The following is a 25545-nucleotide window of genomic DNA, read 5'->3' as shown; positions in this document are numbered from 1 at the left end:
CGAATTAATGTCAGAAGTTATTGACCAGTATGTAAAGACCGAATACGAAGCTGGATTTGTAACAGATATTGAGTCTGAAACACTACCTCCTGGATTGAACGAAGAAGTCATTCGTTTTATTTCGGCTAAAAAGAATGAACCTGAATGGTTACTTGATTGGCGTTTAAAAGCTTACCGTCAATTTGTCGAAATGGAAGAACCTGAATGGGCACATCTGAACTACCCAAAAATAGACCTAAACGAAGTGTCTTTCTACTCTGCGCCCAAAAGCATTAATGATGCACCTAAAAGTTTGGACGAGGTTGACCCTGAGTTAATAGAAACCTACAACAAGTTAGGAATACCACTGCACGAGCAAGAAGTACTTGCCGGGGTTGCTGTAGATGTCGTTTTCGACTCGGTTTCGGTCGCTACTACATTTAAAGAAAAACTAGCTGAAGCAGGTGTTATCTTCTGCCCTATTTCTGAAGCTGTTCACCAGTATCCTGAGCTAATTCAAAAGTATTTAGGAAGTGTTGTCCCACAAAAAGACAACTATTTCGCGGCACTTAATTCAGCTGTGTTTAGCGATGGTTCATTTGTATACATTCCAAAAGGTGTTCGTTGCCCGATGGAGCTTTCAACTTACTTCCGAATAAATGAAGCTAAAACGGGACAATTTGAGCGAACTTTGATTATCGCTGATGAAGGCAGTCACGTTAGTTATCTGGAAGGTTGTACAGCCCCGATGCGAGACGAAAATCAACTTCATGCAGCAGTTGTCGAACTAGTCGCTCTAGATAAAGCGAATATTAAATATTCTACCGTTCAAAACTGGTACCCTGGAGACGAAAATGGCAAAGGGGGTATTTATAACTTTGTTACTAAACGTGGTATTTGTCACGACAACGCTAAGATTTCATGGACTCAAGTCGAAACCGGCTCAGCCATAACCTGGAAATACCCGTCAGTAGTGCTCAGAGGTAATAACAGTGTAGGAGAGTTCTATTCGGTTGCTCTCACTAGAAATTACCAGCAGGCCGATACTGGAACAAAGATGATTCACCTGGGTAAAAACACTAAATCAACCATTATTTCCAAAGGTATTTCAGCCGGAAAAAGTCAGAATGCCTACCGAGGCCTGGTTAGAATGAGTCCCCGCGCTGATGGAGCTAGAAACTATACGCAATGTGATTCGCTGCTAATCGGTGATCAATGCGGAGCTCACACCTTCCCATATATTGAAAGTAAACATCCTAATGCAATTGTTGAACACGAAGCGACGACTTCCAAAGTGAGTGATGATCAACTGTTCTTATGTCAACAAAGAGGCATTGATACAGAAAAGGCTGTTTCAATGATTGTTAATGGTTTCTGTAAAGAAGTCTTCAAAGAACTTCCCATGGAATTTGCTGTAGAAGCAGGCAAATTACTGGAAGTTAGCCTTGAAGGTTCAGTTGGCTAATATCACCTGCAATATATAACTTATAATTTTTCTATATACGAGAATCTCGATGCTTAAAATTAATAATCTTCATGCAAAAGTAGAAGACAAAGATATTCTTAAAGGACTTAGTCTGGAAATAAAGCCGGGTGAAGTTCACGCAATTATGGGTCCAAATGGGTCTGGTAAAAGTACTTTTGGATATGTCCTGTCTGGCCGAGAAGGATACGAAGTGACCGATGGTGAAATTGAGTTTGAAGGAAAAAATATCCTCGAGCTTGAAGCTGATGAAAGAGCAAAAGAAGGACTATTTCTGGCATTTCAGTATCCAGTTGAAATTCCTGGCGTTAGTAATATGGAGTTTCTTAAAGCCAGCATTGATGCGACCAGAGAGTATCAGGGAAAAGAGCCTTTAGATGCAGTTAGCTTCATGAAGCTAGCCAGAGAAAAGTGCCAACAAGTGAACCTGGATCAAAACTTTCTCAAGCGCGGAGTAAATGAAGGCTTCTCTGGCGGAGAGAAAAAGCGAAACGAGATCATGCAAATGATGCTTCTCGAACCCAAGCTGTGTATTTTGGATGAAACAGATTCAGGTCTAGACATCGATGCTCTTCAAGTTGTAGCAGATGGCGTTAATGCGTGTCGCGACGGAAATCGTTCTTTTATCGTCGTAACTCATTACCAGCGACTACTCGACTATATCGTTCCTGATTACGTTCACGTTTTATCGAACGGTAAAATTATTAAATCAGGTGGGAAGGAGCTTGCACTTGAGCTCGAAGAAAAAGGATATAGCTGGATAGACAAGCTGTAGGCGAGCAAAAAATGAATTATCAAATTGATCTACAAAACCGAGAGCAGCTTAGTTTAAACTCGAGCGAACTTAGTGATATCAAAGAGTTATACCAACAACGAAATGACTCTTTGGACGCGTTTAAACAAGCAAGCCTACCAAGCCGAAAAGTTGAGCACTGGAAGTATAATGACATGACTTTCCTGAAAGAAGGAGAGTTTGAACTTGCTACACAAACCAGGCCAATGCCAACTAGCTATCCTGCAATTGCTATCGAAGATGCCATCGAGCTGCATTTCAATAATGGCGTTCTAGCCAATGATTTGGCAGCGCTAGATCTCCCTCAGGGATTACGCATACGCAAACTGCAAGAGTGTTCAGCTGACAAGATCAGTCTGCTTGCCAAAATGAATCAGGTCAATGAAAAGAATATGCTTCTAAATCTGAATCAGGCGTTGTGTGATAACATCATAGTAATTGAAACATTAGACAATGTTCAATTAAATCAAATGATCTATATAAAGCACCTTACAAGTGATCTGCAAAATAATGCGATTGCCAGCAGTCAGATTTTTGTAATGGTCGGACGAAGTAGTGAACTTAGTATCCTTGAACAGTTTGAAAGTGAACTAACAAACGCTATTACTTTGTCTTTACAGCAGTCTTTTTTTCAGCTGTCAGAAAATAGCCATGTAAAACACTATAGACTGAATGTCGAAAAAGATTCAGCACACCAGGTTGGTCAAGTAAAAGCCACATTAGAAAAAGACGCTGTATTCGATAGCTTTTATCTGGGCTTGGGGAGTAAGCTTAACCGTACTGACATTGATATTCTGCACCAGGGGAACAACGCCCATGTTGAATTAAATGGTATCTATTTACCTGCAAATGAGCAGCGCATCGACTACCATTCAAATATCGAGCACCAGGTCCCCCACTGCACCAGCAATGAAATTTTTAGAGGTATTATTGCTGACAAGTCCAGTGCTGTTTTTAACGGTAAGATTCATATTTTCAAAGATGCCCAAAAATCTGATGCATTTCTAAATAACAAAAACTTATTGTTAACTAATCAGGCTGAAGTTAATACTAAACCCGAGTTAGAAATTTACGCAGATGACGTAAAGTGTGCCCACGGTGCAACAGTCGCTCAGCTGGATGATAAGTCAGTATATTACCTTCAGACTCGTGGAATTAATAAAAAGCGTGCTCGTAAGATGTTAAGCATTGCTTTTATCCAGGAACTAGTCAATAAGGTTAAGCAAGATGCCGTCAGGAAACACCTGGTTTCATTGCTCGATGACTATATGTCACATATCGACTGATGAGAGATAGAGATTTCGAACTGGCATAGTACTTGTGAACTGTCATAGAACTTTTGAACAATAGATTAAGACAGATAACTGTCGTTTAAGAAATTACTAATATCAGGTCCTGATTAAAATGCGCGAACTAGATATCAAAAAAATTAGATCTGAATTCCCAATTCTGGATGAAATTGTACACGGAAAGCCCTTAGTATATTTCGACAATGGTGCGACCTCTCAGAAACCACGAATGGTTATTGATGCTATTGATAATTACTACGAACATGTCAATTCAAATGTCCATCGAGGAGCACACGCTCTAAGTGATAAAGCGACCGAACTATTTGAGAATGCCAGACAAAAAGTCCAACACTTTATCAGCGCGAAACATAGAGAAGAGATTATCTGGACTCGCGGTACTACAGAGTCGATCAACCTGGTTGCTCAAACCTGGGGTGAGAAAAACATATTTGAAAATGATGAGATCATCGTATCAACTCTTGAGCACCACTCAAATATTGTTCCCTGGCAGCTACTGTGCCAACGTAAAAACGCCAAACTTTTGCCTATTACGGTAAAACCTAACGGTGAACTAGATCTTGCTCACTTTAAATCTTTGATTTCGTCCAAAACAAAGCTTGTTGCTATAGGGCATATTTCTAACGCTCTTGGCGTTATTAATCCAGTAGAAGAAATCATTCAGGTAGCACATGAAAATAATGCCAGAGTTCTCGTTGATGGAGCTCAAGCGGCTCCCCATCTGAAGATAGATGTTCAACGCTTAGACTGTGACTTCTATGCTTTCTCCGGACATAAAATGTTTGCTCCGACTGGAATTGGTGTCTTATATGGAAAGAAGGAATTACTCGACTCTATGCCTCCATGGCATGGTGGTGGAGAAATGATTGAAAAAGTAAGTTTCGATGGCACGACATTTAACCAACTACCCTACAAGTTTGAAGCAGGAACACCAAACATTGAAGGTTCTATTGCGTTGGGCGCTGCAATCGATTATCTCAATCAGTTTGACCGTAGTGAACTCGCCAATTATGAAAAAGAGTTGATTGAGTATGCCACAGAAAAAGCAAAAAGCATTCCTGAACTAAAAATCATTGGAAGCGATTGTAATAAAACATCTGTATTAAGTTTTATAATGGAAGGCATGCATTCTCAAGATATTGGTATGATACTTGATCAACAGGGTATCGCGGTAAGGACTGGACATCATTGTGCCATGCCACTCATGCAAGCGCTTGGGCTATCAGGTACTATCCGAGCGTCCTTTAGTTTCTACAACACTAAAGAAGAAATTGATTTATTATTCGAAGGACTGGAAAAAGCCAAAACTTTTTTAGTTTAAACAAGGTCCAACTAGTAAGTGGAAGAATTTAGAGTATTTTATGACGGTTACAACTTTTAATCCCCAAAATGTTAATCCTGTTTCATTTACTGAGAAAGCGATTAAACATTTAAGCGCGCAAGTCGAAAGTAAGGAAGCGGCCGGTATTCAATTCAACGTGAAGGAAAGTGGATGTTCAGGCTTCAAATACCTGCTTGAGCTTGCCTTTGAAGTCAGCCCTACTGACTTATGCTTTCACTTAAATGATAGCCTGAAGCTTTATATTTCTCCTGAGGCTCTTCCTCTAATTCAGGGAACTCAGGTAGATTACGTTCAGGAAGGCGTTAATTTTCGACTAGACTTTAACAATCCTAATGCCACTGCTTTATGCGGTTGTGGTGAAAGCTTTGCGGTGGAGAAGCAGTAATGCAAAAAAAGATGGTCGTGGCATTAACTGACTGCCCTGCTCGTCTTGTTCCTGTCGGAACACGGATAACGATACCAAAAGATACTTTTGTAACCATTACCCAGTCTCTAGGTGGAAACTATACAGTTGTAGTCAACGGTAATATGGCTCGAGTTGACGGGACAGATGCAGCCGCTCTCGGCTTGAAGGCTGAAGTTCTTGAGTTTAGCAGAAGTGAAGAAGGATTGATTCTTGAGGACCAGGTTTGGAAAGCTTTAAAAAGTATTTATGATCCAGAAATACCTGTTAATCTGGTTGATCTTGGCCTCATTTACGGAGTTGATATTAATCAGGATGACTTCTCGGTTAAAATTACCATGACGCTAACGGCACCTGCTTGCGGAATGGGACCTGTTTTAGTAAGTGACATTAAATATCGTGTTGGTAAAGTCCCGAATGTGTCTTCAGTTGAAGTTGACCTGGTATTTGATCCTCCCTGGACACGAGATATGATGAGTGACGAAGCCAAGCTAGAAACTGGGTTGTTTTTCTAGTCAAGAACTGACGACACTGGCGGTAATCACTATCAGGTTGAATATTCTTCAATTTTATCGCATTATTCGTTCAAATTAGTTTCCTACGACTGATACCATCATCTCATCTAACCATTTGCATTTTATTATTATGACTACAACTGAAGAAATAATTGATACACTTTCCTTTTTCGATTCCTGGGAAGATCGCTATAAATATATGATCGACCTAGGCAAATCATTGCCTGCTATTGATGAAAATTTAAAGACAGATGAACGACTGGTTCCAGGTTGCCAAAGCCAGGTTTGGATTGAACCACATTTGTCTAATGGAGTTTTCAGCTTTGAAGTAGATAGCGATGCACATATTGTACGTGGGCTACTAGCTATCGTTATGGCAGCCTATAACAACAAAACCGCTGAAGAAATTTTGAATTTCGATATCGAAGATTATTTTTCAAAACTGGATCTGGTAAAACACCTTAGCCCCACTCGCGGAAATGGATTAAAAGCAATGGTTGAAAAAATCAAATCATTGGCACAAGCCAGTATCTAATTTGCTTTTAACACAACTTATAACTTAAAAATCCCCTTTCCTCAGTCATCTGGATGAGATCCTGTTGTTCCAAGACTAATACGAGAAAGCACTCTTGTTAGAGTGCTTTCTCATGTGTCAATACTAATAATAATCATACTGAGCACTTAATCAACCGCTATAGACTTCTTAATATTCGAGTCTCTCTCAGATTCGGTCTTATTATCAATAGAATCTAACACTTCTTGTTCTAGATTTAGCGGCTTTATGATTAACAACAATACAGGTAATAAGGTAAGGTTTGCCATCAGTGCGATTAGCATTGCTAAACTGGTAAACAATCCAAAATAAATCGATGGCATAAAGTTCGATAGAACTAATACGGAAAATCCGGCAATAATAGTTATAGATGTAAAATACATTGCTCTTGCAATGGTATCGTGACAAGCATACATAGCCTGAGTGTAATCACCTAAACGCTTATACTCCATTTTAAATCGGTGGATATAGTGAATAGTATTATCTACAGCAATACCAATACTAATAGCTGCAATGGTGATCGTCATCATATCAAGGGGTATCCCAGACCAACCCATCAGTCCTAGTACGAAACAGGCACCGACTAAATTTGGAAACATTCCCAATATTGCTAGCTTAAGCGAGCGGAATAATACTATAAACATTAGCAGAATAATTCCAAAAACAACGCCTAGTGTAAGTATTTGTGACTTAAATAAACTTTCCAACATATTGTTATATAAGATCAACATACCGGTAAAATGGAAGCTTTCCTCACTAAATTTTAACTCTTCCTTAAAAAATTTTGTAATGTCGGCGAGGAGCTTATTTCTATCCAGATCAGGATCGGTCTCTTTAACTCTTACCAGAAAACGAACCTCATCATTTTCCTTATCATAAAAAGGAGACATCACCTGCTCTCTCAAATCGGCAGGAATTTTTTTCTCCAGTAATGCTAGCTCGAAATCACTTAACCTTTGATTGTCATTAATTTGTTCAACAATTTGTAAACCGGCGGCAAGCGATAACGTTTTACCTGTGACACTTAGACTATCTAGAAAATTTTGAATTTTGTGCAGCTTATTGATTCCATGCGATGTCATCCATAAGCGAGGAGTTTCTTCTTCACCACTAGCACTTTCACCTTCCCACTCATCTTCCCATTCTTCCTCTTCACTTTCCTCTTCAATAAATGCAAAATCAGCTTCAATCGCGGAACGCTCAATTATAATTTCAAGCGGCGTCGTACCGCCTAGTTCCGTATCAATGACCTTCATGCCTCGATGAATTTCAGTGTCAGACTTAAAATATTCGATAAAACGATTATCTACAGACAGATAACTAATTCCCCATGCACTAGCAACTGACATTGCTACAGCGACCAAGGCTACTTGCCATCTCCAACGGTCTGAAACTATTGCAAGTTTATTTGTAAATGTGAAAAAGCCGGTTTCTTTTCTACGATCGAGTCCTGCCTTCTTTTTCAGCTTCATAAGTAGAGGAAACATTGTGAAAGCAACAACAAATGCTAAACTAACACCCATAATCATCATTTTTCCAAAATCAATTACAGGGCGAATATCACTGACCATCAACGAACCAAATGCAACAATTGTCGTTAGTGCTGTGTATGCGCAAGGAGTAAACATTGATGATATTGTTAATAGAACTTTTTCGTCATAGTCAGCATCCATGTTTTCTCGCTCAACTTGACGGAACCTTACTATCAGATGAATGACAAGAGACATCGTTATTATAAGAAGTAGTGCCACAAAGTTGGAAGAGATAACCGTAACCGGCCAATCAAAGATTCCGAGGATCCCCATACTCATAACTGCAGTAATAATACAGCAACCAAGTGTAATAACTATCCAGCGAATTCTCCTGAAAATAAAAGCCTGAATTAATATCAGTAAAAGAAAAACCCCTAAGCCAAATACAACCAGATCACTTTTGACATATTCAATCATGTCATGAGCAATCATAGGGATACCACCTAAATAGACTGTTCCAACATTCTGGAATCCCTTTTTAATATCTCTTATTTGATTAATCACACGTTCGTTGCGTTTAGCATCTTCGTCAGCAAGTAGTCGTAATTCTTCTCTAAGATTTCTTTCTGCCTGAGCTTCATAAGCAGTCAAAGGTTCCTTATTAATTCGTTTCCACTGTAATTTTCGAAGCTCATCATTCAGTTTAAAGTAGTTTTTATTGCCTTTTAAATTAGCTTGAATTGCAGTAGTTTCACCATCGCTACTAATTAGTAAATTGCGATAAAGCGGGATGTTGAGTATATGCTCTTTTGCTTTAATCAAATCTACATTTTCATCACCAATAAAATAAAGATCATTTTCAATATTGGTCAAACTAACATTCTCGGGATCGAATATAGGTGCATCTACCAAAGAAATAACAGTTTCGACATCGGGTAAAGCCGCTAATTGATCTTTGAGAGTTTTGAGCTGTTTTATTGAAGCCTTGGAAAACAAAGGCGCATTTGGTTGAAACGTAACAAAGAGATAATCATCTGTTCCGTATGTTTTTTTAACTTTACGGTAAAATTCCAGGGAGCGATCGTTTTCCAAAATCAGGGAATCCGCAGATGCATCCATTCGAAAGTCTACAACGTAAGATCCGACCGCGCTGATAACAGCCATGACTAGCAATGCAGTCATCCACGTGTGCTTAAGTACATAGTCTTTATATAACTGTAGTAGCCAGTTTGGCATTTTCTTCCCTTAATTCCTTAATTCTCGATAAAACTTAATGATTAAATTCTTTCAGTAGACATTTAAACAACATTACTATTCCGGCGATTTAGCCTGTCGCGCCACTGTGCTGGTTCATTAAGGCTTTCGCCGTCTATAATAAATCCTACTCACCTCAATTAGAACAATATTTAACCAGCATCATGGCCTTAATTCAGAAACCACTCTCTTCTTAGTTCGACTCAGAGTTGATTTTCACAAAAATTCATAGTTTTCAATCAGTAAGTATTCTATACTGGTCGGAGCTTTACTTGCTATTAAAAATTACGTTTTTAATGACTCAAACTAGTATGAAATAGTTCCGGAGAGACAAATGAAGTTTCCACAAAATATCCTGGTAATTGTAAGTGGTAAACGCCGAAACCATATTGCATTGGCTAGAGCGCTTCAATTTGCCGAATTTTACGATATAAAACTAACCCTGTTAAGCTGTGTTTTTGACCCCGGCACCGAATTATCTCCACTATTATCAAGCAATCATAAAAAACAAATCAAAGAACAGAAGATTCAGGAAAGACAAGAGTATCTGGAGCAGCTCAAGTCTAATATTGAATCTAAAAATATCCCAGTCCAGGTTATGGTTAAATGGAACCGCAAAATTCAGCGAGCCGTTATGGAAGCTTGCGATGAATTAAAGCCCGATCTGGTCGTAAAACGCATTAGCGAGTCAGCTAATAGCGTCAATCCATTCACCATGCCCATGGACTGGCAACTCTTGCGCTATTGCCCAGCGCCGCTATTGTTAGTTAAGTCAGCTGAATGGAATATGAACGCACCGACATTGGCTGCGATTGATGCAGCTAGCGAAAATCCTAAAGAACAGGCATTCAACAGGGATATCATCAACTTTGCAAAACTCATTGGCAGATTGACTAACGCCCCTACTCATGCAGTAACTACCCATATATCACCTATGATAGACAATGCGATAACTATCCCTGGCTTTGACCCAAACCAGCTAAAAGAGGAAGTTAATGCTCTTAATAGGAAAAAGCTGGCCGAACTTGTCAGCGATATGGGTATTCAACCACAAAACCAGCACGTTATTGAAGGTTTAGCAGAAAACCGAATTCCTGAACTTTCAAAGCAGATCAACTCCCAAATTGTTGTAATGGGCACAATTAGCAGAGATGGTATTAAAGGGGCATTTATGGGAAACACTGCCGAAAGAGTATTAACCCACCTTCAATGCGAGGTACTGGCGCTTAAACCTTAATCAGTTAGAGTCCGAAAAATAATCTAACACGCAAAGAAAAGGCAAATTTCATGCATTTTTAGTCTTAGCTCGCGTATGCAGAATAAGATCTTTGCACTATAATTACGCCTAAGTTCAAACCGGTAAAAACCACAATTTTTTTATTGATATAGATCAACCGTTCAAATTCTCCAATCGGGCAAAATTAGCGATGGCAAATTACGCCCGTTTCTTTGATAAAAATAGGATATAAAATGTCTGAAAATTCATCTCCGACCTATAACTATCGTGTGGTCAGACAGTTTTCTATTATGACTGTCGTGTGGGGTATCGTAGGTATGCTCGTCGGATGCATCATAGCTGCTCAGCTGTTTTGGCCTGACCTAACCTATGGTATCGAGTTTTTAACCTATGGCCGACTACGTCCATTACATACTAATGCGGTAATTTTCGCTTTCGGTGGTAGTGCGTTAATGGCTACTTCGCTATATGTTGTACAACGAACCTGCCAAACGCCGCTTATTAGCAACGCTTTGGCTGCCTTTGTATTTTGGGGCTGGCAGCTAATTATTGTTTTAGCAGCAATATCGCTACCCATGGGCTGGACAAGTGGTAAAGAGTACGCTGAACTGGAATGGCCAATCGATATTTTGATTGCTGTGGTTTGGGTTGCTTACGCAATTCTGTACTTTGGCACCATTATCAAGCGTAAAACAAAGCATATCTATGTTGCAAACTGGTTCTACGGTGCATTTATTTTAACCGTTGCGATCCTTCATATTGTTAATAGTGCTGCAATACCAGTATCTCTTACCAAGTCTTACTCCGCATATGGCGGCGCGATAGACGCGATGGTTCAGTGGTGGTACGGACACAACGCGGTAGGCTTTTTCTTAACCGCAGGTTTCCTTGGAATGATGTATTACTTTATTCCTAAACAAGCAGAAAGACCGGTCTATTCTTATCGCTTATCGATTGTTCATTTCTGGGCACTTATCGCAATTTATATGTGGGCAGGACCTCACCATCTTCATTACACAGCCCTTCCTAGCTGGGCGCAATCACTTGGTATGATATTCTCGCTTATCCTCCTCGCACCTTCCTGGGGCGGTATGATTAACGGAATCATGACCCTTTCAGGTGCGTGGCATAAACTCAGAAACGACCCTATTCTCAAATTTTTGATTGTTTCCTTGTCTTTCTATGGTATGTCGACGTTCGAAGGTCCGATGATGTCAATTAAGACTGTTAATGCATTATCACATTATACCGACTGGACTATCGGACACGTTCACTCTGGCGCACTAGGCTGGGTTGCTTTTGTTTCTATTGGCGCACTCTACTATCTGATTCCAAAAGTATTTGGAAGAAAGGATATGTACAGTGTAGACCTGATCAACACTCATTTCTGGGTGTCTACAATTGGTGTCGTACTTTACATCGCTGCAATGTGGATTGCGGGTGTAATGCAAGGATTAATGTGGCGTGCAGTGAATGAAGACGGTACGTTGACTTACAGTTTCGTTGAAGCAGTGCAAGAAACTTACCCCTACTACGCGATTCGATTAGTTGGCGGTATTTTGTTCCTTGGTGGCATGTTAATCATGGCGTACAACACGATCAAAACAGTTCAGGCAGGTCCTGATACAGATACAGCGAAAGAGGGCTAATCATGCAACACGAATCAATAGAAAAAAATATTGGCCTGATGGGAATTCTGATCATTATCGTGATCAGCTTCGGAGGCCTGGCTGAAATAGTGCCCTTGTTTTTCCTGAAAGACACAACCAAACCAATTGAGACTTTAAAACCATACACCGCGCTGCAAATGGAAGGACGCGATATATATATTCGAGAAGGATGCAGTACCTGTCATTCTCAAATGATTCGTCCTTTCCGCGCAGAGACAGAGCGATATGGCCATTATTCAGTAGCTGGTGAACATGTTTGGGAACACCCATTCCTTTGGGGTTCTAAAAGAACAGGACCTGATCTCGCTCGAGTCGGCGGCCGCTATAGTGATGATTGGCATAGAGCTCATCTACTCAACCCACGTGATGTTGTTCCTGAGTCGAATATGCCCGCTTTTCCGTGGCTTGAACAAAAAACGCTTGATGGCAACTTAACCGCAAGCAAATTGAAAGCTTTTAAAGATCACTTTGGTGTGCCTTACACTGAAGACGATATCGCTAATGCGAAAGCACAAGTCGAAGGTAAAACGGAGCTTGACGCTGTTGTGGCTTATTTACAGTCACTAGGTCATGCATTGAAAGAAAATAGGTAACTACTGTGGATATCAACTTAATAAGAAGTTTGATTACGCTTGCTCTTTTCGTGCTGTTCATCATTTTGATTTACCAGGTGTTTAGCAAGAAAAACAAGCGCCACTATGAGGACGCGGCAAACATAGTCTTTGAAGATGGAGACGAGCGTTCTGAACAAGTAACCCCTGATAAAAGTAAGGTATAAAACCATGTCAGATTTTTGGAGTTGGTGGGTAATTATTATAGTCGCAATCAACATTATTGGTTGCTGGGCGCTGCTTCATTGGACCCGCAAAATTAAAGGCGGCGCGGAAAACGAAACAACAGGCCATGTTTATGACGGCATCGAAGAGTATAACAACCCTCTTCCTCGCTGGTGGCTGAATATGTTTTACATCACGTTAATTTTTGGTGTTGTATATTTAATCCTTTACCCTGGTCTGGGCAATTTTGCAGGCTATCTTGGATGGACGCCACAAAAACAACATACCGAAGAAGTGGAAGCAGCAAAGGCAACCTATCAACCTCTGTTTGATAAGTATAAATCTGTGCCTATAGCTGAATTGGCAAAGGTAAAACAAGCAACAGAAATGGGTAAACGTATTTTCGTAAATACCTGCTTTGGTTGCCATGGCTCTGATGCAGCCGGTAATCCCGGATATCCTGACTTAACTGATAACGACTGGTTATGGGGAGGATCTCCAGAGCAGATAGAGCAAAGCATATTACACGGTAGAATGGGAGCCATGCCGGCGTTTGGTACAAGCCTGACAGCGGAGCAAATTGATCAGTTAGTTAATTATGTTGGTCAACTTTCCGGCAATAAAGTCGACGAAGCCAAAGCTAATGCTGGTGAAGCTATTTTTAATACCCAATGTTTCGCTTGTCATACAAAAGAAGGTACCGGCAATATTGCGATGGGCGCACCAAACCTGACAGATAATATCTGGTTATATGGTGGCTCCAGGAGCACAATTGCAGAAACCATCAGAAATGGACGTAATGGAAATATGCCAGCACATGCTGACATCCTTGGTGAAGCCAGAGTTCATCTGGTTGCAGCTTACGTCTATAGTCTTTCAAACAAATAGAAAGTTTGAATAATCGGCCGAAATAGCGCTTATTAGAAGCCCTTTTTCGGCCTCTTTCATAGTTTCAAAACATACAATCCGGACAGTCCGATGTCACAAAAGCAGTCTGATACCTACGTCATCCGCGACTTATATGCAAAACCAGAAAAGATTTATCCCCGTCAAGTTCATGGCCGTTTTGCTCGGCTCAGAATACTGTCAGTTTTATTACTTCTCGGTATCTACTATATTTCTCCCTGGTTAACCTGGAATGGCAACCAGGCCATTCTGCTTGACTTACCTGCACGAAAGTTTCACCTTTTTGGGGTAACATTTTGGCCACAGGATTTTGTCTACTTAACACTTTTACTCGTTATTTGTGCGGTCGGGCTATTTCTCTTTACCGCTATCGCGGGCCGGTTATGGTGTGGGTATGCTTGTCCACAAACGGTGTGGACTGAAACATTCCTTTGGATTGAGCAGTTTGTTGAAGGTAACCGAAATAAACGAATGAAGCTTGACAAGCAGCCGCTTGGACCCGAAAAAATAATCAAGAAGACCTTAAAACATACTCTATGGATAGTATTCGCACTATTCACAGGCTACACCTTTGTTGGTTACTTTTCTCCAATTCGTGAATTATGGGATGGAATATTAACTCTGTCACTAGGCCCCTGGGAGTGGTTCTGGATAGGACTTTATTCCCTTGCCACCTATGGTAATGCCGGAAAATTACGTGAACAGGTTTGCTTGCACATGTGTCCGTATGCCCGCTTCCAAAGCGCAATGTTTGATAAAGACACATTAATTATTTCTTATGATGAAACGCGCGGTGAATCCAGAGGCAAGCGGAAGAAAAATTCTGACTATAAAGCCAAGGGGCTAGGTGATTGTATCGACTGTAATCAGTGTGTACATGTGTGCCCTACTGGCATTGATATTAGAAATGGTCTGCAATATGAGTGTATCGCCTGTGCTGCCTGTATTGATGTTTGCGACAATGTAATGGATCAGATGGGATACTCCAGGGGGCTCATTCAATACACGACTGAACATTCCGAGGAAGGTAGAAAGACTGAATTAATTCGACCACGCTCAATACTTTATACCATGCTTTTTAGTGGTCTGATTCTCACCTTTATCTTTCTTATTGCTACTCGTACACCTTTGGACGTCAATGTAATAAGAGATAGACAAAATCTTTTCACTGAAAATTTTGATGGTAGTATAGAAAACACTTACCAGCTTAAAATTCTTAACATGTCGCAAGACAATCACAATTACAAGCTTTCAATCGAAGGGCTTGATAAAAGTGAAATACATGGTGAGACTGAGTTTGAGATTGAAGCAGGAGGTGTACTGACAGTTCCTTTAAGAGTTAGTGTACCGCCAGAAGAATTGAATAAGCGAGCGAATGATATCGTATTTAAGATTTCAACCCTCGGAGAAGACAAAAGTATTTATTACACCAACGCAAAATTTCTTGGTCCAAAGAAATAAATATTTGCATTGAAGTTAACAGAATAGTGACGAGAATATCTAATGGAAAACAATAACGAACTTCCCCGCCCATGGTATAAAGAGTTTTGGCCCTGGCTGGTTTTCTCGATCCCATTTTTAACAGTAGTCGCAGGTGTTGCCACCTACTTCATCGCCGCAGATCAGCCTCATAGCATGGTGAAAGATAACTACTTTAAAGAAGGATTAGCGATCAACAGAGCAATTAAGAAAGTAAATGCAGCAAAGGAGCTTAATTTAGTCGCAGAAATTAAGCTGGATAGGTCAAACGGCCTTATCAGCGCTAAACTCAATCAGGACATTCAGTCTAATCAGATCACCATCCTTTTATCTCATCCGACACGAAGCGAAAGAGATCATCAGATACCACTCGACGGCATTAGCCAAAGTGAATACATAGGACAATTGCCCGAGCTTTCCAAGGCTTACTGGTACATTCAAATTAGCCCGAATAGCGAACAATGGATACTGAAGTCACGTTTTCATTATCCCGAAAGCGAGAATTTGACCATTAATGCCTCCGATATGAAATGACGAGCACTCATTGTTACCACTGTGCCTTACCCACACCGGCAGGCGACCAGTTTCAGTATCAGGTATTAGGACAGCAACGCAATTTTTGCTGTCCAGGCTGCCTCGCTGTTGCCCAAACAATCTGCGAATCGGGACAACAGGACTTTTACCGATTTCGTTCGACAAATAACAGCAAGATAGAAGAAATTCTCCCTGAAGAGCTTGAACAGCTCAAAGCGCTAGATACCCCTGAAATCCAGTCTGAAGTAGCTGAATCCATCGGCGACCAACTAAAGATTGTACTTGGTGTAGAAGGTATTACCTGTGCAGCCTGTGGATGGTTGATAAAAAAACAACTGGGCAAATTAGAAGGTATCACCTCAGTCGAGGTAAATGTTTCCACTCGAAGAGCCACTATTCTTTACGAGAAAAGCACTTCGCTTACCATGATTCTTACCACGCTTAGAAAGCTTGGATATCGTGCATTTCCTTACAGAGACGACCTTGAGGAAGAAAGCGCCCAAAAAGAAGAACGAGCCTATATTCGGCGTTTGATTGTTGCCGGACTTGCGACTATGCAAGTCATGATGTTTGCCACTGGACTCTATCTGGGGGACTACCAGGACATGGCAAAATCTCATGCTTACTTTATGCACTGGGTAAGTGGTTTTCTAGCGACTCCGGTTGTTTTTTACTCCGCATCCCCATTTTTGAAAAGCGCATGGAAAAATTTAAAATTTCGCCAGCTCGGAATGAATCTACCTGTATCAATAGCGATACTCGCAGCCTACTCGTCCAGCGTTTTCTCGCTCTTAACTGATGGTAAGGTTTATTACTTTGACTCAGTCGTTATGTTTACTTTTTTTCTTTTGCTCGGACGTTATTTCGAGCATAAAGCGCGATTAACATCACTCCTAAAACAACAAAATTTTAGACGTCTTATTCCTTTGTCAGTTACCAGAATATCTAATAAAGGGAAAAAAGATAGTGTTCCGATAAAGAAAATAAAGCCTAATGACAAAGTACTGGTAACCTCCGGTGCCATTATTCCTGTAGATGGTAAGTTAATTACTTCTAAGGCTAGCCTCAATGAATCTGTTATTACAGGCGAGTCATTTCCTGTTGAAAAAGAATCTGGACAGACAGTATATAGCGGTTCCACTAACGCTGGTGGAGCGATTGAAATCCGAGTTGTAAAACCTTTAGCAGAAAGTCGGCTCCAACAACTGGTAGACTTGCAGCAATCAAGCGAAAACATCTCTTCAGATAGAGTTTCCATGGCAGATAAGATTGCTAGTTGGTATGTGGCGATTCTTTTTTTAATTGTCATAATCGCTGTTTATTATTGGTACCATTTACTTGCACAGCCTGAAATGGTTTTCCCTGTCGTTTTATCGCTACTCGTTGTTAGTTGTCCCTGCGCACTATCGCTGGCAACTCCCGCTGCTATTGCCTCAGCTACCGCGACTATGACTGATCTGGGTTTAATGGTGCGAAAGAAGAACACTTTATCGCGTTTAGCCGAAGTTGAACGAGTTATATTCGATAAAACAGGCACTCTTACTCTCGGGAAATATCGAATAGAAAAAAACCATATCTTTGCTAAGCTGTCCAAAGATGAGGTAAAGCTTATTGCTTGTTCGATGGAGCGTATTTCAAATCATCCAGTTGCACAGGCATTTAAACTCAGTTCAGATCTTCAACCTTTGGAGTTTGATCAAATTGAAGAAGTGATAGCAGGAGGAATTAAAGCAAACAAAAAGGAAACAGAATATCTACTAGGCAGTAAGAAGTTTGTATTAGCGGAAATTACTTCTGAACAGGCGATTCAATTCGAGAGTCAAACTTCCGCCCTGCAGAGTTCAAGTCACTCCAGTTCAACCAGCTATCTGTTAAAAAATGGAAAGCTTATTGCAGCTTTTGAATTAGAAGATATTTTGAACACCTCAGCAAAGATGGCAATCGATAGCCTTGATAAATCCGGTATATCACAGGAGCTGCTAAGTGGAGATGCCGAGTTAACATGCCGCACACTTGCTAATCAGTTAAATATCAAAACAACAATCAGTCAGGCTTCCCCTGAAGACAAACTCCACCACATTGAAGTGCTTAAAAATCAGAGAGTAAAGACACTGATGGTTGGTGATGGCGTTAACGATATTGGCGCATTGAAAACATCCTACGTCAGCGTTACCATGGGAGGCGCATCTCACCTTTCACAAACGGCTTCAGATGCAGTACTTATCAGTCAGGATTTAAACGTCTTACCCACAGCAATTAAGCTTTCGAAAAAGCTTAATAAGATAATCAAACAGAACTTGTCCTGGGCGGTGATTTATAATCTAACAGCAATTCCATTTGCTTTTGCGGGCATGATTCCTGCCTGGCTAGCAGCTATAGGTATGACCTCAAGTTCTCTGATCGTTGTTCTTAACGCATTGAGATTAAGAAAGATGTAAGACAGCCACCTGCCACTATTAGAAGTTCTTACTTTTTATAGTGGTTCTCACTTTTTATAGTTCTTGCTGCTGATAAATCTTATTGATAGCTTTATCAGCAGATTTCATAGCAGATAGAGTTTTTGAAAGAAATTCTCTACGATACAAAATTGCAACTACCCAACAGTTACATACAATAAATACCAACGGATGGATAAACCAGGCTATGGTCGCCATAGAAAACGTATAAGCTCTCAAGCCGTAATTAAATGAGTTATTTGCTGATGTAAGTAGCTCATTTGCACAACGTATAAAATCTTCAATATCCTTGTCATCCTTTTCTGGCGCCGCCCCAAACATGACCAAAGCAAAGTTGTACTGCCTGACCGACCAGGAAAACTTAAAAAATGCATAAACAAATATTAATACCATCAGTAAAATCTTTAATTCCCACGCTCCCTGACTATGCTCGGCAACAAAAGGTAGTGCGTGGGCAAGCTTTAAAGCTTTATCTGATGCTCCCAGAATGGCGAATAAACCAGCTAATATAAAAATCGTAGTAGAGGCAAAAAAAGTTACTGTTCTTTGCAAAATACCAAGTGCGGTAGTATCAGCTATTCGAGTCTCTCGCTTCAACATTTGGGTCATCCAGTGACCTCTAAGCGTAGTGAGACTTCGAGAAAGATTAATATTTCCCTTCATTTGTCGATTCGCAAAATAGGTATAGCCGGTCCAGCTCACAACGAAAATACTTAATGCCAACCAATCGAGAAAAGAAAAAATCTGCATGTGACTCCTTGCCAGCTTTAACCGAAAAAACTAATCACTAAAACCTGTCAGCCAATCCGGGAAAACTTTCATCAATCTTTTATGTTTTTTGTCTCTAGGGCTCAGTTTGATAAGTGCTTTCAAGCAGCTTGCACTTCCTGAACTCCGACTATCATTAATATTAGCATCAGAAGGCGAATAAATCCCACCGACTTCTCTTTTACTACCAATACCAATTATTTTCAGGTTGTTACTATCAAGCCATTTCTCCGCCAATGAGCGGTCAACTCCTGCAGCAAATACATCCTTATGTAATAAAAGACTTAACGCTCCAATATGATTTCCACTAAACATTATATTACCAGAGTCAACTATTATTTTGTTTCTACCAAGTAAGTCCATTTGATCGTTATAGCCAGTTTTAGAAGCAGGACTGACAAAACTAACATGCGATCCCCTAACTGTATCCAGTTTGTCCCCGGCATTTTTGCGTACGACTATAGCTGACTGAGTATAGTCTCCGGCTTGAGAAACCGCTTTTAATAGTCGAATTTGCTTGCCCTGTTTGCCTTCTATCAATGGCATAAAATATAGGTCGGTTGCGTTACTAACAGTATTCAAATTCCCTTTAATATTGTTGAATACTTGCACTTTGAGGTTGCACTTATTTTGTGACAGATACTCTTCAAATTTATTAATAAGTCTTGGATTATTGGAGCCACCTTCAGATTGTTCAATAATAAACGATCCACTCGAGATTTCAGGAAGGTCTTCCACATTCTCTGCCACAGAAAAGCTCGTGTAGAAGATCCCGTAAGATAGTATCAGCTTAAATTTTAAAAAAGGTTTTAAAATCGATAAAATTTTTGCCATCTGGCTCTCCGTAGCAGACAATCTTCGAAAGTTTTCTATTTGAAGATTTATCGTAGCGCAATAAAAAAGGCAGTTAGTCTGAGCATAACTGCCTTTGGTATATCACGTCTTGATTGGTATCAAGCAAGCTGAAAAGACCTCAACTAAGCGAAATCTTTAATCTTAACTCTTACCTCTCAGGTTTTATGTCTTGGGATTTAAGTCTTAGGCAAAGTCACTCCGGTTTGCCCCTGATACTTTCCACCTCTATCAGCATAAGAGGTCTCACATACTTCGTCAGACTCATAAAACAGCATTTGCGCCACCCCTTCATTGGCATAAATCTTGGCCGGTAACGGGGTTGTGTTAGAGAATTCCAGTGTAACGTGCCCTTCCCACTCGGGCTCAAGAGGAGTGACGTTAACGATGATACCGCAGCGAGCATAAGTCGATTTACCCAGACAGACTGTCAATACACTACGTGGAATACGAAAATATTCAACCGTACGTGCCAAAGCAAATGAGTTTGGCGGAATAATGCAAACGTCAGACTGAATATTTACGAAACTCTGATCGTCGAAATTTTTCGGATCGACAACAGCCGAATGAACATTGGTAAATATTTTAAACTCATTGGAACAACGAACGTCATATCCATAGCTCGAAGTGCCATAGGAAACGATTCGCTTTCCATCAACATGACGAACCTGTTCTGACGCAAAAGGCTCAATCATTCCCTCAGCCGCCATACGGCGGATCCATTTATCGGACTTAATACTCATCTATTATTCTCTCTGTACACTGGTTCGCTCAATAAACCATTAACTTGACTACTTATCACTCACTGGGCGACCAAGTCTTGATAGCAATACTATCAGCCCCCTTGGAATAGTCTTTGCCTAACTGACTCAAATTAGCGGTCAGGTTTCTTGCTATTTCTCGATATGTCAGGCTTATTTTGCTATTTGGGTCATCAGCGACCGCTGGCTTCCCCTCGTCTAACTGTTGTCGAATTGACATAGCTAGCGGTAATTGCCCTAACAGCGGCATATCATAATCTTCTGACAGAATATTTCCACCTCCTTCGCCAAAAATTGCTTCCTGGTGACCACAATTGCTACATATATGAGTTGACATATTCTCAACTACGCCCATTACCGGGATCTTAACCTTTTCGAACATGGTAACAGCTTTCTTTGCATCTGCTAACGCAAGATCTTGAGGAGTGGTCACGATTACGGCCGCTGTCACGGGGATCTTCTGAGAGAGCGTTAATTGAATATCTCCGGTCCCTGGTGGTAGGTCAACAATAAGATAATCTAGCTCTCCCCAACGGGTATCTCTGACAATCTGCTGGAGTGCAGAAGATGCCATAGGCCCACGCCAAACCATTGCCTGCTTTTCATCGACCAGAAAACCGATGGACATAGCCTGAATATTATGCGCCTCAAGCGGTAAAATCGTCTTTTTATCTTCAGACACAGGACGAGCATCGGGGATACCTAGCATAATCGGCACACTCGGCCCGTAGATATCGGCATCCAGAATACCTACTTTTGCGCCTTCAGCTGCAAGCGCAAGCGCTAGATTGACGCTGGTTGTAGACTTACCTACTCCGCCTTTACCAGAAGCGACAGCAATAACATTCTTAATTTTTGCCAAAGGAGGGACACCGGCTTTCGTCTCATAAGCCGCGACATGGCTTTTTATTTCTACAGCAATTTTATTCGTCTGTGGCCAGTCTTTACGTATTACCGCCTCAATTTCGTCTGCCAGGGCCAATTTTACACCATCACATGGAAAAGGAAGCATTATCTGTAAAGTAACGTGATCACCATTGACTCGACTATCCTTGATAAAGTCAGCCAACTCCACCGCTTCGGGCAGACTTTCAAAATCGGTGCTTTTAACCAGGTCTAAAATAGCTTGTTCGTCTAACATTGAATCTCAGTTTTAAGTTAAAATCATTTGCGGGGATTATACCCCAATCAATCACTCGAATACTCGCTTAATTTGTAAGGTTTTCAGTGGTTTTTAATGAAAGCACCGCCAAAAAAAGGTATAGTTGCGCCAATTTTATTGTGTCTGGCCAATGACTTGCTCAAACAGTTCAAAAAGCGAACTTACTGAGAGCTGATTGGGTAAAAACCAGGCACATACTAGTACTTAATGATATTCAGGTAAAAGTTTCGTGAACTCTCAGACTAATAACAATCAACGACGTATTCTGGTTACCAGTGCCTTACCATACGCTAACGGTTCGATTCATATAGGCCATATGCTAGAACACATTCAGACAGATATCTGGAGTCGTTTTCAAAAATTACGCGGTCACCAGTGTATCGCGGTATGCGCTGACGACACTCATGGAACGCCAATCATGTTGCGCGCACAAAAGGAAGGCATGTCTCCCGAAGCCTTTATCGCGGCAACGCAGGAAGAGCACGTTAAAGATTTTGAAGATTTTCTGGTGAGCTATGACAATTATCACTCAACTCACAGTAAAGAGAACAAGGAACTCTGTGAGCTAATTTATACGCGATTGAGAGATGCTGGGCATATCGCAAGGCGTACTATTTCCCAGCTATATGACCCGGAAAAAGAGATGTTCCTTCCTGATCGTTTCGTCAAAGGTGAGTGTCCAAAGTGTGGCGCCGAAGATCAGTACGGCGACAACTGCGATAATTGTAGCGCAACCTACAGTCCGACTGAACTTAAGAACCCAAAGTCAGCAGTGTCAGGCGCTACCCCTGTTGAAAAAGAGTCGGAGCACTACTTCTTTAAATTGACTGATTTTGAATCAATGCTCAAAACCTGGACACGCCAGGGACACGTACAAGAGCAGATCGCAAATAAATTGGACGAATGGTTTGATGCCGGGCTTCAAGAGTGGGATATATCTCGAGATGCACCTTACTTCGGATTCGAAATCCCGAACGCTCCTAATAAATACTTCTATGTCTGGGTTGATGCCCCGATGGGATATATGGCAAGTTTTAAAAATCTGTGCGATAAAACTGGAGGCCTTAATTTTGATGACTTCTGGAGTCAAGATAGCGATGCGGAGATTCACCACTTTATTGGTAAGGATATAGTCTATTTCCACACCCTATTCTGGCCTGCAATGTTAGAAGGAAGTGGTTTCAAAAAACCAACCAAGGTTCACTCTCATGGCTTTCTGACCGTTAACGGAACCAAGATGTCAAAATCCAAAGGAACATTCGTTAAGGCTAGAACTTACCTTAATCATTTGGATCCAGAATATCTACGCTATTACTTCATGGCTAAATTAACCGGTCGGGTCGATGATTTTGATCTTAATCTTGAAGATTTTGTCGCGAGAATTAATTCAGACCTGGTTGGAAAATACATTAATATCGGTAGCAGGGTCGCTAAGTTCATTACCAAGAATTTCGATTCAAAAATCTGTGGTGGCGTAGCTGACCATCCATTGGTAAAAGAATATCAGGAAGCTGCGGACACCATTGCAAAATACTATGAAGATAAAGAATACGGCAGAGCAATCAAAGAAATAATGCAACTGGCTGCAAAAGCTAACCAATATGTTGATGCAGAAGAACCCTGGGTTAAAATAAAGGATGAATCGACACAAAAAGACGTGCATTTGGTGAGTTCTGTTGCGTTAAACCTATTCCGAATTCTGACAATTTACCTTAAGCCTGCAATTCCATCGATTGCAGCTAAGGTTGAAGGCTTCTTAAACGTAGCGCCTCTTCAGTGGCAAGACGCATTCAAGGTACTGGAAAATCACGCTATCAACAAATTCAAGCCAATGGTTCAACGAGTGGATCCAAAAAATCTCGAAGCGATGATTGATGAATCAAAAGAAGAAGCTGAAGCAGCCGCCCAGCCTCAGTTAGCCGAACCACTAAAAGATGAAATAACTTTCGCTGACTTCGAAAAAATAGACTTAAGAATTGCCAAAATTGTCAAAGCAGAGTCGGTAAAGGAAGCCGACAAACTGTTAAAATTACAATTAGATTTGGGTGGCATTACCAAGCAGGTATTTGCCGGCATTAAATCTGCGTACTCTCCTGAAGACCTCGAAGGAAAGTTAACCGTTGTGGTGGCAAACCTTGCTCCCCGAAAAATGCGTTTTGGCTTATCAGAAGGTATGGTGCTGGCGGCAGGACCTGGCGGAAAGGATTTGTGGATACTAAATCCAGATGAAGGTGCTGAACCAGGAATGCGGGTGAAGTAATGACGACATTTAGTTTATATCCTCAAGCCTGGATTGCTTATATCGCTTTGGGACTCGTTCTTTTGTTTTTGCTCGATCTTAAGTTGAGAAAAACCCATTTTGCTATCAGAGCGAGTTTGTTAACTTTAATTGCGACCGGCGCATTTACACCAGAAATTGTAAGAGATTCGGAAACCTATGCGCCTTTATTGCTAACCAGTTTATTTAATGCTGAGCTCGACGGTATATCAGCAATTTATCAAGGGCTTATAACCCTTCTTATAGTGTGGGGTATTTTGCTTTCATTGGTGCTTGCGATTCGTCACTTTATTTTTGTTGGCAAATCCAAGCAAGAACCTCGAACTAGCCACGAAAAAACAAAAGATAACTAAGTCGAATTGACTCAAGCATTATGTCAGAAATATTTCTTCTTTTAGTTAGCACAGTACTCGTTAATAACTTTGTTTTGGCAAAGTTCCTTGGCCTTTGTCCTTTTATGGGTGTTTCAAGCAAGGTTGAAACTGCCGTAGGTATGGCTGCCGCAACAACTTTTGTGCTAACCCTGGCATCGGTAGCCAGTTATTTAATTAATAGCCTGATACTACAACCACTAGGATTGGAATATCTTCAGATATTATCGTTTATCCTGGCCATCGCTGTCGTCGTACAATTTACCGAGTTGGTGATTCAAAAAACAAGCCCAATGCTCTACCGGGTGTTAGGAATCTTTTTGCCACTAATCACGACAAATTGCGCTGTATTAGGTGTAGCGTTACTCAATGTTAATCACGCGCACAACTTCATCGAATCATTTGTGTATGGATTTGGCGCAGCTCTTGGCTTTTCTCTCGTATTGATTTTATTTGCTGCAATGAGAGAGAGGATAGCCGTTGCCGATGTTCCTAAACCATTTCAAGGCGCCGCTGTAGCTCTTATTACTGCTGGACTGATGTCGCTCGCTTTCATGGGCTTTGCCGGATTGGTTAAACTGTAATGATTGAGTTTATTGTTGCGACACTAACACTGATAATCATCGCCTATCTATGTGGCGGCTTACTAGGCTATGCCTCGGTCAAATATCGCGTCGAAGGTAATCCGATTGTTGAGCAAATCAATCAGGTTCTTCCACAAACCCAGTGTGGTCAATGTGGCTACCCTGGCTGCAAGCCATATGCAGAAGCGATTGCTGAAAAAGATGAAGCTATCAACCGCTGTCCTCCAGGAGGAGAAGCTGGCATTAAAGCTTTGGCAGAACTTCTCGATGTTGAAATTATTCCTCTTGACCAATCATGTGGCGAAGAAAGCAAGCCTAAAGTCGCAGTAATACGAGAAGATGAATGTATCGGATGTACAAAGTGCATACAAGCCTGCCCGGTCGACGCCATTGTTGGCGCAGCCAAACATATGCATACTGTTATTGAGTCTGAATGCACTGGCTGTGACCTGTGTGTACCACCTTGTCCGGTAGACTGTATAGACATGGTCGAGATTGAAGAAACCTTCGATAACTGGAAATGGCCGAACCCTCTTGAATTACAAAAAAAGCCTGAACAGGAAATCCCTGTAAAGCTTATTTCATGATATACAGACTTGGTGATTAAATT

Annotated in this window: 24 protein-coding genes; 19 read left to right on the top strand and 5 right to left on the bottom strand. The window is 40.9% G+C overall.

The features are described from left to right. The first annotated feature begins 7 nt into the window (after positions 1-7). From sufB to IYN84_RS04455, 7 genes are all read left to right on the top strand, one after another. Complete coding sequence (gene sufB, locus IYN84_RS04485) at positions 8-1444, top strand: Fe-S cluster assembly protein SufB (RefSeq protein WP_196137960.1); 1437 nt, start codon at positions 8-10, stop codon at positions 1442-1444. A 49-nt stretch (positions 1445-1493) separates the two neighbouring features. Then, positions 1494-2237, top strand: coding sequence for a Fe-S cluster assembly ATPase SufC (gene sufC, locus IYN84_RS04480; RefSeq protein ID WP_196137959.1), 744 nt, complete (start codon positions 1494-1496; stop codon positions 2235-2237). A gap of 11 nt (positions 2238-2248) precedes the next feature. Continuing rightward, entirely contained in the window at positions 2249-3541 is a 1293-nt protein-coding gene (gene sufD, locus IYN84_RS04475; protein ID WP_196137958.1) for a Fe-S cluster assembly protein SufD, read from the top strand. 118 nt (positions 3542-3659) lie between these two features. After that, on the top strand, positions 3660-4883 hold the full coding sequence (locus IYN84_RS04470; RefSeq protein WP_196137957.1) for an aminotransferase class V-fold PLP-dependent enzyme: 1224 nt from the start codon (positions 3660-3662) through the stop codon (positions 4881-4883). A gap of 40 nt (positions 4884-4923) precedes the next feature. Beyond that, on the top strand, positions 4924-5289 hold the full coding sequence (locus IYN84_RS04465; RefSeq protein ID WP_196137956.1) for an iron-sulfur cluster assembly accessory protein: 366 nt from the start codon (positions 4924-4926) through the stop codon (positions 5287-5289). Then, positions 5289-5822 (top strand): putative Fe-S cluster assembly protein SufT, encoded by a 534-nt coding sequence (gene sufT, locus IYN84_RS04460; protein WP_196137955.1) that lies wholly within the window; start codon positions 5289-5291, stop codon positions 5820-5822. Before IYN84_RS04465 ends, sufT begins: the two co-directional genes overlap by 1 nt. Positions 5823-5946: 124 nt before the next feature. Beyond that, positions 5947-6357, top strand: a complete 411-nt coding sequence (locus tag IYN84_RS04455) for a SufE family protein (RefSeq protein ID WP_371734818.1) — start codon at positions 5947-5949, stop codon at positions 6355-6357. Positions 6358-6503: 146 nt separating this feature from the next. Here the strand turns inward: IYN84_RS04455 and IYN84_RS04450 are convergent, their stop codons facing one another. Further along, positions 6504-8966, bottom strand: coding sequence for an RND family transporter (locus IYN84_RS04450; RefSeq protein WP_196137953.1), 2463 nt, complete (start codon positions 8964-8966; stop codon positions 6504-6506). Positions 8967-9435: 469 nt separating this feature from the next. On the opposite strand from IYN84_RS04450, the gene uspE reads away from it, so the two are divergent. The 8 genes from uspE (at position 9436) to IYN84_RS04410 (ending at position 18141) form a co-directional block, all read left to right on the top strand. After that, positions 9436-10338 (top strand): universal stress protein UspE, encoded by a 903-nt coding sequence (uspE, locus tag IYN84_RS04445; protein WP_196137952.1) that lies wholly within the window; start codon positions 9436-9438, stop codon positions 10336-10338. 233 nt (positions 10339-10571) lie between these two features. Next, complete coding sequence (gene ccoN, locus IYN84_RS04440) at positions 10572-11987, top strand: cytochrome-c oxidase, cbb3-type subunit I (protein WP_196137951.1); 1416 nt, start codon at positions 10572-10574, stop codon at positions 11985-11987. A 2-nt stretch (positions 11988-11989) separates the two neighbouring features. Beyond that, on the top strand, positions 11990-12601 hold the full coding sequence (gene ccoO / locus IYN84_RS04435; RefSeq protein WP_196137950.1) for a cytochrome-c oxidase, cbb3-type subunit II: 612 nt from the start codon (positions 11990-11992) through the stop codon (positions 12599-12601). Between the two features lie 5 nt (positions 12602-12606). After that, positions 12607-12786: a cbb3-type cytochrome c oxidase subunit 3 gene (locus IYN84_RS04430; protein ID WP_196137949.1), complete on the top strand. Its 180-nt coding sequence runs from the start codon at positions 12607-12609 to the stop codon at positions 12784-12786. A 4-nt stretch (positions 12787-12790) separates the two neighbouring features. Then, positions 12791-13672: a cytochrome-c oxidase, cbb3-type subunit III gene (ccoP, locus tag IYN84_RS04425; RefSeq protein ID WP_196137948.1), complete on the top strand. Its 882-nt coding sequence runs from the start codon at positions 12791-12793 to the stop codon at positions 13670-13672. 90 nt (positions 13673-13762) lie between these two features. Next, entirely contained in the window at positions 13763-15151 is a 1389-nt protein-coding gene (ccoG, locus tag IYN84_RS04420) for a cytochrome c oxidase accessory protein CcoG (RefSeq protein ID WP_196137947.1), read from the top strand. Positions 15152-15193: 42 nt separating this feature from the next. Beyond that, entirely contained in the window at positions 15194-15703 is a 510-nt protein-coding gene (locus IYN84_RS04415) for a FixH family protein (protein WP_196137946.1), read from the top strand. Beyond that, a complete protein-coding gene (locus IYN84_RS04410; RefSeq protein ID WP_196137945.1) occupies positions 15700-18141 on the top strand; it encodes a heavy metal translocating P-type ATPase in 2442 nt (813 codons plus the stop codon). Before IYN84_RS04415 ends, IYN84_RS04410 begins: the two co-directional genes overlap by 4 nt. A gap of 54 nt (positions 18142-18195) precedes the next feature. On the opposite strand, the gene IYN84_RS04405 is transcribed toward IYN84_RS04410, so the two are convergent. From IYN84_RS04405 to apbC, 4 genes are all read right to left on the bottom strand, one after another. After that, positions 18196-18909: a DUF599 domain-containing protein gene (locus tag IYN84_RS04405; RefSeq protein WP_196137944.1), complete on the bottom strand. Its 714-nt coding sequence runs from the start codon at positions 18907-18909 to the stop codon at positions 18196-18198. A gap of 30 nt (positions 18910-18939) precedes the next feature. Next, positions 18940-19761: a PhnD/SsuA/transferrin family substrate-binding protein gene (locus IYN84_RS04400; RefSeq protein ID WP_196137943.1), complete on the bottom strand. Its 822-nt coding sequence runs from the start codon at positions 19759-19761 to the stop codon at positions 18940-18942. Positions 19762-19958: 197 nt separating this feature from the next. Further along, the gene (gene dcd / locus IYN84_RS04395) at positions 19959-20522 is read right to left on the bottom strand and encodes a dCTP deaminase (protein ID WP_196137942.1); all 564 of its coding nucleotides are present in this window, start codon (positions 20520-20522) and stop codon (positions 19959-19961) included. 55 nt (positions 20523-20577) lie between these two features. Then, positions 20578-21681 carry an iron-sulfur cluster carrier protein ApbC gene (gene apbC, locus IYN84_RS04390; RefSeq protein ID WP_196137941.1) on the bottom strand — a complete coding sequence of 368 codons (1104 nt, stop codon included), beginning with the start codon at positions 21679-21681 and terminating at the stop codon, positions 20578-20580. Between the two features lie 250 nt (positions 21682-21931). Here apbC and metG point away from each other — a divergent pair, with 250 nt between their 5' ends. The 4 genes from metG to rsxB are packed head-to-tail and all read left to right on the top strand — an operon-like array spanning position 21932 to position 25522. Next, entirely contained in the window at positions 21932-23962 is a 2031-nt protein-coding gene (gene metG / locus IYN84_RS04385) for a methionine--tRNA ligase (protein WP_196137940.1), read from the top strand. Next, on the top strand, positions 23962-24333 hold the full coding sequence (locus tag IYN84_RS04380) for a hypothetical protein (RefSeq protein ID WP_196137939.1): 372 nt from the start codon (positions 23962-23964) through the stop codon (positions 24331-24333). Before metG ends, IYN84_RS04380 begins: the two co-directional genes overlap by 1 nt. Positions 24334-24353: 20 nt before the next feature. Then, entirely contained in the window at positions 24354-24935 is a 582-nt protein-coding gene (gene rsxA, locus IYN84_RS04375; RefSeq protein WP_196137938.1) for an electron transport complex subunit RsxA, read from the top strand. Further along, positions 24935-25522, top strand: coding sequence for an electron transport complex subunit RsxB (gene rsxB, locus IYN84_RS04370; protein WP_196137937.1), 588 nt, complete (start codon positions 24935-24937; stop codon positions 25520-25522). Before rsxA ends, rsxB begins: the two co-directional genes overlap by 1 nt. The last annotated feature ends 23 nt before the right edge of the window (positions 25523-25545 follow it).

This window comes from Aliikangiella sp. G2MR2-5, from assembly GCF_015687155.1.
Lineage (GTDB): Bacteria > Pseudomonadota > Gammaproteobacteria > Enterobacterales > Kangiellaceae > Aliikangiella.
The sequence above is the reverse complement of the archived record's forward strand: the minus strand, read 5'-3'. Positions and strand labels throughout refer to the sequence as shown.